Below are 17,200 nucleotides of genomic sequence, written 5' to 3' on the forward strand. Positions count from 1 at the left end.
CACGGCACCGGTCCGGTGTCAGCGCGGGTATCGCGGATGGGCGCGGGTACATCGGGATACAAAAGAGCGCCGTGACGTTCTTCCGCACCGATGCGGCATCCAAAAAAAATGCCGGCTCTGGGCCGGCTTAAGTCCAATTCTCTGGGAGAGTTGGAGGAGACAGATGCATCATCTCATCCACTCCCATATTGCGCTACTTTATTTCCCGCATACCGCCCATCAGCTTCATGAATGACGCCTCCCGCGTTTCCACGCCAGGTCATTGCCGGCACCGGCCGTACACACGGCAGGGAGCAGCTCAGCGCGCGAGGAAGGTCGGCAGCACATCCTGCAGGAACAGTTGCAGCACTGGATTGTCGTTGTTGCGCCGGTAGGTGCACACCATCTCGACCGGTTCGGTGGCCACTTCGCGCAGCACGATGCCCTCGAAATGCAGCCGCGAGGCGCCGGCGGCGATCAGCGCCGCGCCCATGCCGGCGCGCACCAGCGCCAGCATCGTGTGGACCTGCCCGATGTGTTCGACGATGTCCGGCACCACGCCGTCGCGGGAAAACCGTTCGGTCAGCATCTGGTGGAACGGCCGCGCCTCGTACGGCGAATACATGATGAACGGCTTGCCGTGCAGGCTGGCCAGCGTGGGTTCCAGCGGCCATGCCCCGGCTTCGCTCTCGGGAATGGCCAGCATCAGCGGCTCGGTAGCCAGCAGCGTGCTGGCCAGCTCGGCGTTGATCGGGTGCGGCCGCATCAGGCCCAGGTCCAGTTGCCCCGCGTTGAGCATCTCCACCTGCGTGGTGCTGACCAGCTCCTTCAGGGTCAGCGATATGCCCGGGGCGCGGTCGCGCAGGCGACGCACCACCTCGGGCAGCAGGTTGTAGCCGGATGCCGACGTGAAGCCGACCGCCAGGGTGCCCTGGTCGCCACGGGCCGCGCGGCGCGCCGTGAACGCCGCCTCCTCGGCCATGCGCAGGATCCGTGCCGCCTCGGGAAAGAACGCCCTGCCGGCTGCCGTGAGCCGCACGGTGCGGCTGTTCCGCTCCAGCAGCTGGGCGCCGACATGGTGTTCGAGCAGCCGGATCTGGCGGCTCAGCGGTGGCTGGGTCATGTTCAGGCGCTCGGCCGCGCGGCTGAAGTGCAATTCCTCCGCCACTGCCACGAAGCAGCGGAGCTGGCTGATCTCGAACATCGGTGTGCTTCCCGCAACGAATGAGCCGCCATTCTAAGGGACAGGTCGCGAAACGCGCCGCGGCAGACATTTCATCCACAGCGCGGCACCCTGCGCGGCAGCCGGCGGCCTTGCAGGCTTGTCTATAATGGCCAGCCCATCTCCCTCAGCGCCGACCATGATTTCCCTGCCACCGTCGTTCTGGCCCCTGGCCGCCACCTGGATGCTCGCCGTACTGTCACTGTGGATGCCGCCGCAGTTCCGGGTGAGCGCCTGGATACCCGGGCTGGCGATCGCCGTCGGCACGGCCGTCGCCCTCGGCGCGATGCAGGCGCCCGGAGTGCTGGCCCTGCTCCTGCTTGCGTCGCTGTGCGTCGGCTGGCAACGCGCAAGCCACCGGCTGGCGAGAGGATTGCTGCTGGCGGCGATCGCCCTGCTGTCGCTGGCGCTCGCGCTGCACCAGGTGCCCGGCTTCGCGAACCCGCTGCTGGTGGACCAGCTGCAGGTCAGCGCGGACACGGCGGCCGTGTCGCTGTACCTGAACCTCGACAAGACGGCGGTCGGCATCGTGCTGTGCGCCACGTTTGCCGCCCCCGCGCGCGGCCGCGCCGCACGGAGCGCCGTCCTGGCGGCCTGGCCGGTCATTGTTGCGACGCCGCTGATCGTGCTGCTGGCAGGCTATGGCGCCGGCGTCATCGCCATCGATCCGAAATGGTTCGCCAGCTGGTTCCATTACGCGCCGCTGTTCCTGCTGACGAACCTGATGACGACCTGCCTGGCCGAGGAAGCATTCTTCCGCGCACTGGTACAGGGACGGCTAGCCGATGCGCTGTCGCAGCGGCCGGATGGCGCGCGGATCGCCGTGGCGGTGGCGGCGCTGCTGTTCGGCGCGGCCCACGCCCATGGCGGCCCGGCGCTGATCGTGCTTGCCACGTTCGCCGGCTTCGGCTACGGGCTGGCTTACCAGCGCAGCGGCCGCATCGAGGCAGCCATCCTGACGCATTTCGCGCTCAACGCCACGCACTTCCTGATGTTTACCTACCCGGCATTGCGCTGACGCCGGCCCGCAAGTTTCCTGAAAAACAGGGTCCGTCCCCATTTTTGGCGAGTTTCCTGAAAAACAGGGTCCGTCCCTATTTTTGTGCATGTAAATTCGGGGCAAAAAAAAGCCGGCGCTGGGCCGGCTGAAGTCCAATTCTCTGGGAGAGTTGGAGGAGACGGATGCATCTTCGCACCGGCGCCGGCATTCCGCCACTTTATTTCCCACATGACACACATGAGTTTGGTGAATAACTGGTTCGATCTCATCGGTAGCGCAACCAGAAATATTCCAACGACAACGCAAGATGGGCTACCATACGGCGATGGTTGCGCTATTCATTTGCACTATTGCGAGTGTTAAAGCTCACGCGAAGCCCGCGCGACCGATGACATAACGATAAAGCGAGACATCATGACCATTACTCAAGACACCGCTACCGACCGGCTGCGGGTATCGGAGAAGGTCGGCTACTGCCTGGGCGACCTGGCGGCCAACCTGATCTTCCAGACCCTGCTGACCTTCATCGCCTTCTTCTACACGGACGTGTTCAAGGTGTCCGCCAACGCCGCGGCCACGATCATCTTCGCCGGCGGCATCGTCGGTGCCTGCTTCAATCCACTGATGGGCCTGATCGCCGACCGCACCGTCACGCGCTGGGGCAAGTTCCGCCCGTGGATCCTGTGGACGTCGGTGCCGTTCGGCCTGATCGCGATCCTGGCGTTCAGCACGCCGGACCTGGGCCCCGACGGCAAGATCATCTACGCCTCGCTCACCTACGTGCTGCTGATGCTGGTGTACTCGGCCAATAACCTGCCCTACTCGGCGCTGTCCGGCGTGCTGACCGGCAGCATGAGCGAGCGCAACAGCCTGTCCGCCTACCGCTTCGTGGCCGTGATGGTCGCGCAGTTCATCATCCAGGTGCTGCTGCTGCCGCTGGTGCTGATCCTGGGCGACGGCGACAAGGTGGCCGGCTTCCGCAACACGATGATCATCTTTGCCGTTGCCGGCACGATCTGCTTCCTGATCACGTTCTTCACCACCCGCGAGCGCATCGTGCCCACCGCGGCGCAGCGTTCCAGCATCGGCCAGGACATCACCGACCTGCTGCGCAACCGCCCGTGGATGGTGATGCTGGCGGTGACGATCCTCGTGTTCGTCACGCTGGCACTGAAGGGCGGCATGTACATCTATTACTTCCGCAGCTACCTGTCGGGCGAGCACCTGGCCACGTTCCTGCAGGACGTGGGCTTCAACGGCTTCATCGCCGGCCTGAACGCCGTGCTGGCGAGCCTGGGCCTGACCGCGTTCCAGTGGCCGGAAGACGCTCCCACCTCGGCCTTCAGCGTGTTCAATGCAATCGGCATCGTGATGATGATCATCGGCATCGGCTTCTCGCGCCCGCTGGCCGACCGTTTCGGCAAGCGCGAAGTGTTCGGTATCGCGCTGTTCATCTCCACGCTGTTCATGCTGGCGTTCTACTTCTACGCGCCCACCTCGATCGGCCTGGTGTTCCTGTCGCAACTGCTGCACGGCTTCTTCTACGGCATCACCATCCCGCTGCTGTGGGCAATGATCGCCGACGTGGCCGACTACTCGGAATGGAAGAACAACCGCCGCGCCACCGCGCTGCTGTTCTCGGCGATGATCTTCGGCCTGAAGGCGGGCCTGTCGGTCGGCGGCGCGATGGTCGCCGCGCTGCTGTCGACTGTCGGCTACGACGCCACGCTGGCCACCCAGGCACCGGCGGTGGCGGACGGCATCCGCCTCTCCATCAGCGTGTACGCCGCGATTCCGTTCCTGCTGGCCGTCGGCTGCCTGGCTTTCTACGAGATCAGGAAATCGACCGAACGCACGATCGAACAGGAACTGGGGCTGCGCCGCGCCGCGCAACAGTAATTGGCACGATTCGGCGCAATCCGGCCCAATCCGGCCCAATCCGGCATGTAACGAATCACACCATCATCAACCAGAGCAACGACATGGCAAATAACGAAGACGACAAGCGCAAGGATACGCTGGCACGCGTGGAACAGCTGAAGACGAGCGCGATCTCGCAACCGCTCGTCACCCACCTCTACACGGCCGATCCATCGGCCCACGTGTTCGACGGCCGCATCTACATTTATCCGTCGCACGATATCGAAGCCGGCATCCCGTTCAACGACAACGGCGACCACTTCGCGATGGAGGATTACCACGTCTTCTCGATGGACCGCCCGGACGGCGAAGTCACGGATCACGGCGTGGCGCTGCACGTGAAGGATGTGCCGTGGGCGGCGCGCCAGATGTGGGCGCCCGACGCGGCGCGCAAGGACGGCAAGTACTACCTGTACTTCCCCGCCAAGCGCGCCGACGGCATCTTCCAGATCGGCGTGGCGGTGTCTGACAGTCCGGCCGGGCCGTTCGCGGCGGAAGCGGCACCGATCGAAGGCAGCTACTCGATCGATCCGGCCGTGTTCGAGGACGGCGGCGAACACTATATTTACTTTGGCGGCATCTGGGGTGGCCAGCTGCAGAAATACCGCGACAACGCCTACGCCGACGGCAATGAAGAACCGGCCGACGACGAACCGGCGCTGCCGGCCCGCGTGGCCCGCCTGTCGGCCGACATGAAGCAGTTCGCCGAGGCGCCGCGGCCCGTCGTCATCGTCGACGAAGACGGCAAGGAACTGCTGGCGGGCGACCATGAGCGCCGCTACTTCGAAGGTCCATGGATGCACAAGTACCAGGGCAAGTACTATTTCTCGTACTCGACCGGGGACACGCATTTCCTGTGCTACGCCACGGCCGACAATCCCTACGGCCCGTTCACCTACCAGGGCAGGATCCTGACGCCGGTGATCGGCTGGACCACGCACCATTCGATCGTCGAGGTGGAAGGCCGCTGGTTCCTGTACTACCACGACAGCAGCCTGTCCGGCGGCGTCACGCACCTGCGCTCGGTGAAGGTCACGGAACTGTTCTACGACGAGACGGGCCGCATCGTCACGCTGTATCCGTACGGCGAGGATCACCAGGACGTCGATATCGCCTGACGATATCGCTTTGCAGGATTGAAAAAGCCCGGCTGCGTGCCGGGCTTTTCATTCCTGGGTGCCTCAGGTCGCCGCTTTTTTCCTCCGCGCCGCGGCCGCCACGATACCCAGGCCGGCGAACAGCATCGCCACGCTCGCCGGTTCCGGTACCGCACTCACGCCCGTAACGTTGGTGTACATGCCGTCGAAGCTGTATGTCACGGACATGCTGTCGATCGTCGTCGCGCCCATCAGCCGGGAGAAGGCCGCGTTGCCGGCATAATCGCCCAGGAAGCGCAGCGTGTAGCCGGCGCCGGAATGCGTCAGCGCCAGCGTTTCGCCGGCCGCGATCGTGCCCAGGCCATTGAACGTCAGCACGGCGTCGCCCAGCACGATGGCCGAGCTGTCGGCCAGGGCCAGGCTGGCGAACGACTGGGAAGCGGCGCCGGACAGGTCCAGCGTGCCGCCGCCCAGCACCAGTGCGCTGCCGGCGGAAACGATCTCCGCGCCTTGCAGTGCCAGCGTGCCGCTGCGCACCTCGACGCTGGCAAAGTTGACGATTTCCCCCGCATAGGCAAAGGCGTTGCCGGCGCCGGCATCGATCACCAGTGCATTGGTGCCGGCGCCGCCATCCACCCGGCCCAGCACGGCCGCATTGCCGCCGCTGATCACCAGCGTGTCGTTGCCGCCGCCGAAAGCAATCGCCTGGCCGCTGCTGCTGCCGTCGATGGTACCGGCGTTGCTGATGTACGCATTGTCGGCATTGGTGCGGATCGCCGCGCTCGCCGTACCGCCGCCGCGGATCGTGGCGCCGGCGTGGTTGTCGATCGTGACCGCGTAGCCGCTGGCCGCGCCGGTGACGGCGATCGCGGAATCGCTCTGGCCGCGGATCGCGCCGCCGGCATGGTTGACGATCGTCGCGTTGCCGTACAGGCCTTCGCGGGTGCCGGCCAGCGGGCCGCTCTCGATGTCGTTGCCGGCCAGCGTGATGCCGCGCCCCACCGCGCCCGCGTTGCCGGGTGCGACCAGCCCTTCGATCGTGCCGCTGTTGGCGATCGTGCCGCCGCCGGCCGAGATGCCTTCGCTGTACGCCAGGCCGCCCGCCTCCACCGCGTTCAGCGAGCGGATGATGCCGCTGTTGGTGATGTGGACCAGGCCGTCGACGTCGACGCCGTCGCCGTCGCCCGTCACGCCGTTGCCGGAGATCAGGCCGCCGTTGATGACCGTCACCAGCTGCCGCCCATTGAAGCCGTCGACATTGATGCCCGAGCCGTCGTTGCCGCGCACGATGCCGCCGGCCAGGTTGGTGAGATCGAGCGTCGACGCGGTGGCAGCGTTCTTTTGTTCGAACGTGATGCCATGGCGGCCGGCATCGACCAGGCCGGTGGCGGCGTTTGTCACGCGGATGCCGGAATTTTCCTGGCCGTCGATGCCGTCGCTGCTGCTGCCGCTCGCCGTCACCGAGCGGATGATGCCGGCGTTGAACACCACGCCGCCTTCGCCCGGGCGGATCGCGTCGGCTTCATTGGCCAGCAGCAGGCCGCCGGCGAAGTTGTTGATCGTGTTCGCGCCCGTGACGGCATTGAAGTCGACCGCCTGCGCGCCGTCCGCCGAGCCATTCAGCGACACCATCGAGCCGTAGTTGTTCAGCGTAACCGTCGCTGCCGCGCTGTTCACCTGCACCACGTCGGCGTCGGCGGTGCGGATCAGCGCCGCCCCATTCGTGGCGCTGCCGTTGTCGATGACGAATCCGCTGACGGCGCCGGTGGCGCGGATCGCGCGGCCGCTGCCGGTCTGCGCGATCGTGCCCTGGTTGTTCAGCGTGGGGCCGGCGCCGCTGACCGCCACCGCCACCGCCGATCCGCCCACCGCCAGCGTGGCGCCGGCGGCCACGGTGCCGCGTTCGCCCTTGCCGAGGGTCTGCGCCGTGCCGCTGCTGGTGGCGATGTTGAACGAGGCGGCACTGGCCAGCGCCGGGCTGGCCAGCGCGACCGCCATCATCAGCGCATTGAACGGCAGGCCGGTACGGCGGCACAGGAACGGGGAATGTGGCAGGGTCATCGAATGGCTCCGGAAGAAAGATAGTTGTCAAAGTTAAACTAACTTTGTGACAACATCGTGACGCCCATCGTCGCCATCAGGCTAGCCAGCCCGGCAATGCTACCACTTGACGGCCCCGTTTCTCCAAGGTAGTTTTGCCCAAATGCATTCGTGCCGCGAAGCAACACTATGCTCCTGAAATCCCAAAAAAGGTCCGGTGCGCGGCGTGTCACTGCCAGGCACTGCTCTATAATTCTCACCAATATTCACGCCTTGCTCATCATCTGACCCGATTCGTCGGCCTACAGCGACCAAATTTGCCTGAATACCTTAGCAACGCCGACTGCAACAAACCAAACGATGACAAAAAGTATCAATGCCGGCCATGGGGACAATGCCGACGACGCCACCCAGTACTATTCGACAAAGGAAGCCGCCGCCATCCTCGGCGTGGCGCATCGTACCGTCCAGCTCTGGGTCGAAAGTGGCGTACTGCAGGCGTGGAAGACGGCGGGCGGCCACCGCCGGATCGTCAAGCAGTCCGTCGAGCGTCTCGTGCTGGAGCGGCGCCAGGCGCGCACCGACAGCGCGGCGGCGCAACGCTACCGCGTGCTTGTCGTGGACGACGAGCCGGCCATGCTGCGACTGTACGAGATGGAGCTGGAAGGCTGGGGCCTGCCGATCGACCTCGTGAAGGCACACGACGGCTTCGAGGCGCTGCTGGAAATCGGCCGTGAACGGCCCCGGGTCCTGATCACCGACCTGCACATGCCCGGCATGGACGGTTTCCGCATGATCGAGAAACTGCGTGCGAATGCGGACTACGCTAACATAAGCGTTATCGTCGTCAGCGGCATCGAGCGTTCGACGATTGCCTCGATGCCGCTGCCGCCCGACATACTGGTGCTGCCCAAGCCGGTGCCGTTCGAGCGCCTGCGAACCGCCGTCGAGGCCGCGCTGCAGGCGGATTGACGGCTGGGCCCCAGTGTCCTGGACACCTGCGAGGCCCCGATGATCGACTTTCCGCTACCGCACAACGAACAGCAGCGCCTGCAGACGCTGCGCTCCCTCGACCTGCTCGACACCGAGCCGGAAGAGCGCTTCGACCGTATCATCCGCATGGCGGCGCGCCTGTTCAACATGCCGATCACCATCTTCAGCCTGATCGACCGCGACCGCCTGTGGTTCAAGTCGCGGCTGGGCTGGGGTCCGCCCGAATATCCACGCGCCGAATCGATCTGCGCGCACACCATCCTGTCCGACGACATGCTGATCGTGCCGAATCCGGCCGACGACACGCGCTTTGCCGGCATTCCCGCCTTGCAGGGGCCGACCCCGATACGGTTCTACGCCGGCGTGCCGGTCAAGGCTCCCGACCGGGCCACGATCGGCACCCTGTGCGTGGCCGACACGCGGCCGCGCCGGCTCGATGCCGCGCAGCGCGCGCTGCTGGCCGACCTGGCGGCAACGATCGAAAGCGAAGTCGCCGCCGGCGCCCTGCGGCGCGCCCTGAAAATCCAGCGCGACAACGAAGTATCGATGACCGGCCTGCTGAACAAGCTGCCCGAAGGCTTCCTGCTGCTCGATGCGGCGGGAACCGTGCTGTCGGCCAATCCCGCGGCCGAACGCCTGTTCGGTGCGGGCCCGGGCGAGCTCGCCCAGCGCGCCGCATCGGATCTGCTTTCCAGCGATATCGGTCCCTTGCTGCGCCAGGTGCGGGAAGGCACGGGCAGCCAGCTGCAGGCGTGCGCACGCTGCCTGAACGGCGCCGCCTTCGCCGCCGAATTCTCCGCCAGCATGGTCCATATGTCCGACAGCGAACGTTACGTGGTGATCGTGCGGGACGTGACGTGGCGCAGGGAAAACGAGCGGCGCGAGCGCGCCACGGATGCCCGCCGCCGCAAATATTTCCTCACCGCCACACACGAGATGCGCACGCCGATGGCCAGCGTGGTCGGCTTTGCCGAACTGTTGCTGAAGCGCGATTTCTCGGCCGACAGCATGCGTGAATTCGTCGGCATCATCCATACGCAATCGACGCGGCTGGTCAAGCTGATCAACGAAATGCTCGACCTGGCCCGCATCGAGACCGGCGGCACCGAAGCACTCGATATCGTGCCATGCGACGGGGCCGCGCTGGTCGAGGAAACCATTGCCGGCATCGACGGCCAGGACGACCGCGGCCCGATCCGCGTGGAGGCGGCCCCCGGCCTGCCTCCGGTCATGGCCGACGCCGCCAAGCTGCAGCAGGCCCTGCTGAACATTATCGGCAACGCGATCAAGTATGCTCCGCCGGGGGCGCCGATCGACATCGACATCGGCACGGCGCCGCTCGATGACCAGGGCGGCGTCGCCTTCCGCGTTCGCGACCAGGGCCCCGGCATCTCGGCGGAACAGCAGCAACACGTGTTCGAGCCGTTCTATCGCGCCGGCGACCGGCGCGACGTGGTCGGCAGCGGCCTTGGCCTGGCCATCGTGAAGGAAATCGTCGAACTGCACGGCGGCAGCGTCCATCTCGCTTCGGCGCCCGGTGCCGGCACCACGGTCACCCTGCTGCTGCCCGCGGCGGCCCAATGAATCCGCTGATCCTGGTTGTCGACGACCAGGAAGAATTGCGCCTGCTGGCGATGCTGACCCTGGCCCCGCTCGGCCGGGTCGACTGCGCGGCCAGCACCGCCGGTGCCCGCGAACTGATCGCGCGCGAACGGCCCGACCTGCTGGTCCTCGACATCGTCCTTGGCGACGCCGATAACGGGCTGGACCTGTGCCGCGCCCTGAAAGCCGATCCGGCATTGCAATCGATCCGCATCGTGCTGCTGTCCGCCTGCGGCCAGCAAAGCGACATCGACGCCGGCCTGGCCAGCGGCGCCGACCGCTATGTGGTCAAGCCCTTCAGCCCGGAAGGGCTGTTTGCCACCGTCGCTGAGTTGCTTCCGCAATAACGACCTGCCCTGCATACCGGCCGCCGCCCGCCGCGGCCGGCTGGCGGCCCATGCGCCGCGCCATCCCGCTCACGTAGCCGATACCTCAGGCACCGTTACTGATTTGCCACAGGGAAAATGTAATGCCTTGTGGAAATCAGTAAAAGTGATACACTCCGTTTCGCGGCTGAATCGATAAAAGTGATACCTGCCGTTCCCACTCCGCCCGGGATCCGGCGGCGGTTTCACCAGCAGAGCTCCATGAAACGCATTGTCCTTGCCTTTTTCCTTTGCCTTGCCCAGTTGCTGGGCGCGCCCGTCTTCGCGGCCGACAGCGACGTCGCCGTGACGATGCAGGCATTCAGGGTCGTCACCACCGCCAAGGGCGCCGAACTGGTGCGCACCGAGTCGGCGCAGCCGGGCGAAACCATCGAATACCAGGTCACTTACCGTAACGGCGGCAAGACGCCGGCGCGCGACGTGATCGCCACCCTGCCCGTTCCCGCCGGCGGCATGGCCTACCTGCCGGACAGTGCGGCGCCCGCCGCGGTGCAGGCCAGCGTGGACGGCAAGCAGTTCGCGCCGGTGCCGCTGCAGCGCACTGTCCTGCGCGATGGCCGTCAGGTCACTGTAGCCGTTCCCGTGTCCGAATACCGCTTCCTGCGCTGGAAGCTGGGCGACCTGGCCGCCAGCCAGTCCGCCACCGTGACATCGCGCATGCGCCTTACGGCCGGCGCCGCGCAACGCAACGCCCAACAATAAATCGTTCTTAACCAGGAAATCGTCATGAAAGCCCCTAGCTTCCAAGCCCGCGCACCGCAACTGGTGCTGGCCACCACCCTGTTCGCCGCCGCGCACGGCGCGCTGGCCGCCACCGCGGCCGGCACCCAGATCACCAACCAGGCGACCGCGACCTACTTCGACTCCGCCAACAAGCAGCAGGCGGCCACGTCGAACACCGTCGTCACCACCGTGCAGCAGGTCGCCAGCCTGACGATGCCGGCCGGTACCGCCAAGAGCGCCGCCGCCAGCGCCCAGGTGGTCTATCCGCACAGCGTGACCAATACCGGCAACGGCGCAGATACGTTCAACCTGACTTCCGCGAACAGCGGCGGCTTCACGATGACCGGCGTGGTGTTCTACGCCGATGCCAACGGCGACGGCGTGGCCGACAATGCCACGCCGATCACCAGCACGGGCAGCCTGGCAGCGGGCGCCACGTTCAGCTTCGTGGCGGTGGGCACGCTGCCGGCCGGCGTTGCCAACGGCACCACCAATGCACTGACCGTCACGGCCACCAGCGCGTTCACCAACACCGTCAAGGCCACCAGCACCGACACGACCACCGTCGCATCGGCCGCGCAGCTGGACATCACCGCCAATACCGCCGGCAGCAGTGCGCCGGGTGCAGGCGCCGGTGCCGAAGCGGCCGCCGTGATCACCAATACCGTGGCGGCTGGCGGCACCACGCGCTTCACGCTGGTGCTGAACAATGCCGGCGGCAGCCCGGACACCTTCAACCTGCAGTCGAGCACGAGCGCCACGTTCGCCAACCAGAACCTGCCGAGCGGCTGGACCGTCGTGTTCAAGGATGGCAGCGGCAACGTGATCACCAGCGCCAGCGTCGCCGCCGGCGGCCAGAAGATCGTCTACGCGGACGTGACCGTGCCGGCCGGCGCCACCCAGGGCACGACCGACCTGTACTTCCGCGTCACCTCGCCCACCAGCAACGTCGGCGACATCATCCACCAGGCCGTGACGGTGGGCGAGGCCCCGGCGCCGCTGACGCTGAGCAAGGCGCAGGCGCTGGACAAGGAATGCGACGGCACGGCCGACACGCCGTACAGCAATGCGCCGATCACCACCGGCGCGGTGCCGGGCGCCTGCATCCGCTACCAGATCACGGCGACCAATTCGGGCGCGGCCAACGTCAACCTGGTGGTCATTCGCGACGACATCCCCGCCAACACGACGTACCATCCGACCGGCCCGGTCGCCACGACGGTCGGCGCGATCACCACGCTGCTGGCCGGCCCGGTCACCAAGCTGGAAGCCGGCGTCGGCACGCTGGCGCCGGGCCAGTCGGCCACGATGTCGTTCGGCGTCAAGATCAACCCGTAACACCGTCCACCTGTAACACCAGCCCACCTGTACACCTGCCTCCGCCGTGCCTCCGGGCATCGCGGGCAGGATTCCTGCATCCAGAATTTTTCCCATCGACCGCCATGCGTACCGCCTTCGCCCGCACCGCCGCCACCGTACTGCTTGCCGCCCTTGCACTGCTCGGCCTGCCGGCGCAGGCGTCGATCACGAACCAGGCCAGCGCGACGTACGCCGACGGCGCCAAGCCCGTGCAATCGAACGCGGTACGCGCCGATCTGGCGGTGTCGATCACGTATTTCACCGGCAGCGACTATGCGCGCACCGCGAAACTGGCCGCAGCCGGCCGCCCGCTGTACGTGCAGGCCGCGGCAAGCGCCTGCAACGCCGATGCCGGCGCCGTCGACACGGTGGCCATCGTGCTGAAGTCGGCCAAGACCGGCGACAATGAACAATACAGCGCCACCGAGACCGCGGCCGACAGCGGCATGTTCCGCATCGACTCCACCGTCACCCCCGCGTATGTCACCGCACAAGCTGCGCCGCGCACCAACGACGGCCAGCTGCACGTGGGCGCCAACGACCAGCTGATCGCCTGGATCAGCGACTGCGGCATGGGCGAAGCCAGCGCGTCGGTCCTGATCGACCCGAGCGGCATCGTCTTCGACAGCCGCAGCAACGCCGCCATCGCCGGCGCCACCGTCACCCTGGTCGACGTGACCGGCGAAGGGAACGGCGGCATGCCTGGCGCGCCGGCGCGCGTGGTCGACATCGACGGCAGCACCGCGATGCCGAGCACGGTGGTGACCGGCGAGGACGGCCGTTACGTGTTTCCGCTGGTGGAAGCGAGCCTGTACCGGCTCGACGTGGCAGCGCCGAAGAACTACACCTTCCCATCGAAAGTCGAAGCGGGCAGCCTGCCGGCCGGCCGCGACATTCACCTGCATGGTTCGTTCGGCGGCAGTTTCATCGTCAGCGCCGCCAGCGGCGCCGTGATGATCGACCTGCCGGTCGACAGTGTCCCGGGCACGCTGTACATTGAAAAAGCCGCCTCGCGCGCCACCGCCGGCATCGCCGATTTCGTCGACTACACGGTGCGCGTCCACAATACCGGCGACGTCGCCCTGCAGGGCGTGGCCGTCGACGACACGCTGCCGGCGGGTTTCCATCTGCAGCCCGGCACGGCACGCCTCGATGGCGCCGCCATGGCCGATCCGGCCGGCGCGAACAGCGCGGCGCTGCGCTTCGCCATCGGCGACCTGCCGGCCAGCGGCACCGCCGTGCTGCGCTACCGTGTCCGGATCGGCGCCGGCGCGCTGCAGGGCGACGGCATCAACCGCGCCCGCGCCACCAGCACGATGCCGGCCCTGGCCAGCAGCGAAGCGGCCGCCAAGGTGAGCATCGAAGCCGGCGTGTTCAGCGACAAGGGCTTTATCGTCGGCAACGTCTTCGCCGACTGCGACGGCAACGGCCTGCGCAACGCCGGCGAACCGGGCGTGCCGGGCGTGCGCCTCTACCTGGAAAACGGCAATTACGCCATCACCGATGCCGACGGCCGCTACAGCTTCGCCGAACTGCCGCCGCGCACCCACGCCGCCAAGCTCGACGCATTCACGCTGCCGGCCGGCGCCACGCTGGCCGTGCTGTCGAACCGCCACGCGGGCGATGCCGGCAGCCGCTTCGTCGACCTGCGCGACGGCGAGCTGGCCAAGGCCGATTTCGCCATCGCCGGCTGCGCCCAGCGCGACGCCATCGCGGCGCGCGCGGCGGCCATGAAGCAGCAGAAACAGGCAGCGCAGCATTCCATCGCCGTCATGCCCGCGCCAGCCGCGGAAAGCGAACTCGCCACGCTCGACAACAAGCTCGATTTCATCGGGCTGGCCGACGGCGCGGTGATGCCGGGCACGCAGGCAACCGTGCGCGTCAAAGGCGGCGCCGGTGTCACGTTCACGCTGCAAGTGAATGGCGAAGCGGTGGCCGAGGACCGGGTCGGCAACCGCAGCACGCTGGCCGAGCGCCGGATGGAGAGCTGGGAGTTCATCGGCGTGCCGCTGCGCGCCGGCAGGAACGTGCTGGACCTCGAGCAGCGCGACCAGTTCGGCAACACGCGCGGCCAGCGCCGCATCACCGTGGTCGCGCCGGGCCCGCTGGCGCGCATCCGCGTCGAACTGCCGAAAACGCAGGTCGCCGCCGATGGCCGCACGCCGGCCACCGTGCGCGTCCACCTCGAAGACGCGCAGGGCGTGCCGGTCGCCGCCCGCACCCCCGTCACGCTGGATGCCTCGCGCGGACAGTGGCAGCAAACCGACCCGGATCCGCGCGAGCCGGGCCTGCAGGCCATGGTCGAAGGCGGCAGCGCCGGTTTCGCGCTGCGCGCTTCCAGCGACGCCGGCGATGCGCGCATCGTCGTACGCAGCGGCACCATCGAAGGCATCGGCAACGTCGCCTTCGTGCCCGACCTGCGCCCGCTGGTGGCCGCCGGCATCGTTGAAGGCACCTTCGGCGTGAGCCGTGCCAGTGGCAACACCACCAGCCCGGCGCGCAGCTTCGATGGCTTCGAGGACGCGCTGCACAGCCTGTCCAGATCGTCCGGCGCGAGCACGCTGCAGGCCGGCGGCCGCGCCGCGGTCTTCATGAAGGGCGACGTCGGCAACGGCACGCTGCTGACGCTGGCCTACGACTCGCAGAAGGAAAAGGAACAGAAGCTGTTCCGCGACCTCGACCCGCTGGCCTACTACACCACCTACGGCGACGACTCGCAGCGCGGCTTCGACGCGCAGTCGACCGGCCGCCTGTACCTGCGCGCCGACCGCGAGAAGTCGTGGCTCATGTACGGCGACTTCACGCCGCCGTCGGTCACCCCGGCACGCAACCTGGGCGCCTACCACCGCAGCCTGAACGGCCTGCGCGGCCATTACGAAGCCGGCGGCCTGGCGGTCGACGCCTTCGCCAGCCACGACAGCACACGCCAGGTCGTCGAGGAATTCGCCGCCAACGGCACCTCCGGGCCATTCCTGACCGGCAGCGGCATCATGGTCATCAACAGCGAGCGCGTCGAAGTAATCGTGCGCAGCCGCAGCCAGCCGGGCGTGATCCTGTCCACCAGCACGCAGGTGCGCCGTGCCGACTACGACATCGAGCCGCTGACCGGCCGCATCCTGATGCGCGCCCCGGTGCCGAGCCTGGACGCGGGCCTGAACCCGGTATCGATCCGCATCAGCTACGAAGTCGACCAGGGCAGCCCGACCTTCTGGGTAGCCGGCGCCGCCGCGCAGTACAGGATCGGCCGGCAGGTGGAAGTGGGCGCCAGCTATGTCGACGACCGCAACCCGATCGCCGCCACCACGCTGGCCAGCGTCAGCGCCACCGTGAAGCCCGACGACAAGACCACCGTCATCGTCGAGGCGGCGCACATGGACCGCATGGGCGAGACCGGCCGCGCGGCGCGGATCGACGCGACCCGCGCCGACGGCCGGCTGGATGGCCACGTCTTCCTCGGCCGCGCCGACGCGAACTTCGACAACCCGTCGTCCAGCCTGCCGAAGGGCCGTACCGAGGGCGGCGCGCGCGCCGCCTACGCGCTGACCGACCGATTCAAGCTGCTGGGCGAGGCACTGCATACCGAGGACGTGACGACCGGCGCGGCGCGCGACGGCGTGCAGCTGGGCGCCGCCTATGCGTTCGACGGCGGCGTGCGCGTCGAGGGCGGCGTGCGCCGCTCGCGCGAGCAGGCCGGCGCGGGGACCGTGCTGGCGCAGCCCGACCTGACCAGCGTGCGTGCCAAGGTGTCTGCCCAGATGCCGGGCATGCCCCAGGCGTCCGTGTTCGCCGAGGCCGAGCAGGATATCAAGGACAGCGGCCGGCGCATGGCCGCGGTCGGCGGCGAGTACCGCTTCGCTGGCGGCAGCCGCGTGTACGGCCGCCACGAGCTGATCAGCAGCCTTGGCTCGAACTACGAGCTGAACGAAGGCATCCAGCGCAACGCCACCGTGTTCGGCATCGATTCCGACTACATGAAGGATGGCCGCGTGTACTCCGAATACCGGGCCCGCGGTGCGGACCTGGCCGACCGCCAGGCGGAAGCGGCGATCGGCCTGCGCAACCTGTGGAGCATCGCCGACGGCGTGCGCGCCAGTACCACGTTCGAACGCGTCCAGGTGCTGGCCGGCGCCGACGCCAACGAGTCGATCGCCGCCACCGGCGCCATCGAATACAGCCGCGACCCGCGCTGGAAGGGCACCGCCCGGCTGGAACTGCGCCACGGCGCGGACAGCGACGGCCTGCTCAATACGCTGGGCCTGTCCTGGAAGCTGTCCGACACCTGGACCTTCCTCGGCAAGAACACCGCATCGGCCACGCGCGGCAGCGGCGGCACGCGCGTCAACGAGCTGCTGCAGACCGGCGTGGCCTACCGCGCGCTGGAATCGCTGGGCTGGAACGGCCTGGCGAAATACGAATTCAAGCTGGAGAAGGACCCCGGCCTGGCCGAGATGGCGCGCGCCGTGCACATGGTGTCCACCAATGCAAACTGGCAGCCGCAGCGCGCCACGGTGGTCAGCGGCCGCTATGCCGCCAAACTGGCGCGCGACCGCTCGGCCGGCCTGGACAGCCGTGCCTTCGCCCACCTCGTCAGCGCCCGCGTCATGCACGAGGTCAGCCGCGACTGGGATGCCGGCGCGGCCGTGCAGGCGCTGGCCAGCCGCGACGGCGGCATCCAGTTCGGTGCCGGCGTCGAAGCCGGCTACCGGGTGGCGCGCAATGTCTGGGTATCGGCCGGCTACAACCTGCTCGGTTTCAAGGAGCGCGACCTGGCCGGTGGCGACGCCACCGAGAAAGGCGCCTACGTGCGCCTGCGCCTGAAATTCGACGAACGCACGCTGGACAATCTACTGTCCGGCAAAGCCTTTTGATTGAGATTGCC

The 17,200-nt window shown here is 67.5% G+C and carries 11 protein-coding genes; 9 read left to right on the forward strand and 2 right to left on the reverse strand.

What is annotated here, in order from left to right; genetic code table 11:
• Window positions 1–298: 298 nt before the first annotated feature.
• The gene (locus ACY34H_RS02965; RefSeq protein WP_464975991.1) at window positions 299–1,183 is read right to left on the reverse strand and encodes a LysR family transcriptional regulator; all 885 of its coding nucleotides are present in this window, start codon (window positions 1,181–1,183) and stop codon (window positions 299–301) included.
• Window positions 1,184–1,340: 157 nt separating this feature from the next.
• Here ACY34H_RS02965 and ACY34H_RS02970 point away from each other — a divergent pair, with 157 nt between their 5' ends.
• The 3 genes from ACY34H_RS02970 to ACY34H_RS02980 all read left to right on the forward strand — a co-directional run bounded on the left by ACY34H_RS02970 (window position 1,341) and on the right by ACY34H_RS02980 (window position 5,239).
• Entirely contained in the window at window positions 1,341–2,219 is an 879-nt protein-coding gene (locus ACY34H_RS02970; RefSeq protein WP_464975992.1) for a lysostaphin resistance A-like protein, read from the forward strand.
• Window positions 2,220–2,615: 396 nt separating this feature from the next.
• The gene (locus ACY34H_RS02975; RefSeq protein WP_464975993.1) at window positions 2,616–4,100 is read left to right on the forward strand and encodes an MFS transporter; all 1,485 of its coding nucleotides are present in this window, start codon (window positions 2,616–2,618) and stop codon (window positions 4,098–4,100) included.
• A gap of 83 nt (window positions 4,101–4,183) precedes the next feature.
• Window positions 4,184–5,239, forward strand: a complete 1,056-nt coding sequence (locus ACY34H_RS02980; RefSeq protein WP_464975994.1) for a glycoside hydrolase family 43 protein — start codon at window positions 4,184–4,186, stop codon at window positions 5,237–5,239.
• 63 nt (window positions 5,240–5,302) lie between these two features.
• Here ACY34H_RS02980 and ACY34H_RS02985 read toward each other — a convergent pair whose 3' ends face one another.
• Window positions 5,303–7,279 carry a beta strand repeat-containing protein gene (locus ACY34H_RS02985; RefSeq protein ID WP_464975995.1) on the reverse strand — a complete coding sequence of 659 codons (1,977 nt, stop codon included), beginning with the start codon at window positions 7,277–7,279 and terminating at the stop codon, window positions 5,303–5,305.
• Window positions 7,280–7,618: 339 nt separating this feature from the next.
• Here ACY34H_RS02985 and ACY34H_RS02990 point away from each other — a divergent pair, with 339 nt between their 5' ends.
• The 6 genes from ACY34H_RS02990 (at window position 7,619) to ACY34H_RS03015 (ending at window position 17,189) form a co-directional block, all read left to right on the forward strand.
• On the forward strand, window positions 7,619–8,230 hold the full coding sequence (locus ACY34H_RS02990) for a response regulator (protein ID WP_464975996.1): 612 nt from the start codon (window positions 7,619–7,621) through the stop codon (window positions 8,228–8,230).
• Window positions 8,231–8,269: 39 nt separating this feature from the next.
• The gene (locus tag ACY34H_RS02995; RefSeq protein ID WP_464975997.1) at window positions 8,270–9,835 is read left to right on the forward strand and encodes a sensor histidine kinase; all 1,566 of its coding nucleotides are present in this window, start codon (window positions 8,270–8,272) and stop codon (window positions 9,833–9,835) included.
• Window positions 9,832–10,200 carry a response regulator gene (locus ACY34H_RS03000; protein ID WP_464975998.1) on the forward strand — a complete coding sequence of 123 codons (369 nt, stop codon included), beginning with the start codon at window positions 9,832–9,834 and terminating at the stop codon, window positions 10,198–10,200. Before ACY34H_RS02995 ends, ACY34H_RS03000 begins: the two co-directional genes overlap by 4 nt.
• A gap of 240 nt (window positions 10,201–10,440) precedes the next feature.
• The gene (locus tag ACY34H_RS03005) at window positions 10,441–10,941 is read left to right on the forward strand and encodes a hypothetical protein (RefSeq protein ID WP_464975999.1); all 501 of its coding nucleotides are present in this window, start codon (window positions 10,441–10,443) and stop codon (window positions 10,939–10,941) included.
• A 24-nt stretch (window positions 10,942–10,965) separates the two neighbouring features.
• On the forward strand, window positions 10,966–12,300 hold the full coding sequence (locus ACY34H_RS03010; protein ID WP_464976000.1) for a hypothetical protein: 1,335 nt from the start codon (window positions 10,966–10,968) through the stop codon (window positions 12,298–12,300).
• A gap of 104 nt (window positions 12,301–12,404) precedes the next feature.
• The gene (locus tag ACY34H_RS03015; RefSeq protein WP_464976001.1) at window positions 12,405–17,189 is read left to right on the forward strand and encodes an SdrD B-like domain-containing protein; all 4,785 of its coding nucleotides are present in this window, start codon (window positions 12,405–12,407) and stop codon (window positions 17,187–17,189) included.
• The last annotated feature ends 11 nt before the right edge of the window (window positions 17,190–17,200 follow it).

This window comes from Pseudoduganella sp. jia 9, from assembly GCF_055502615.1.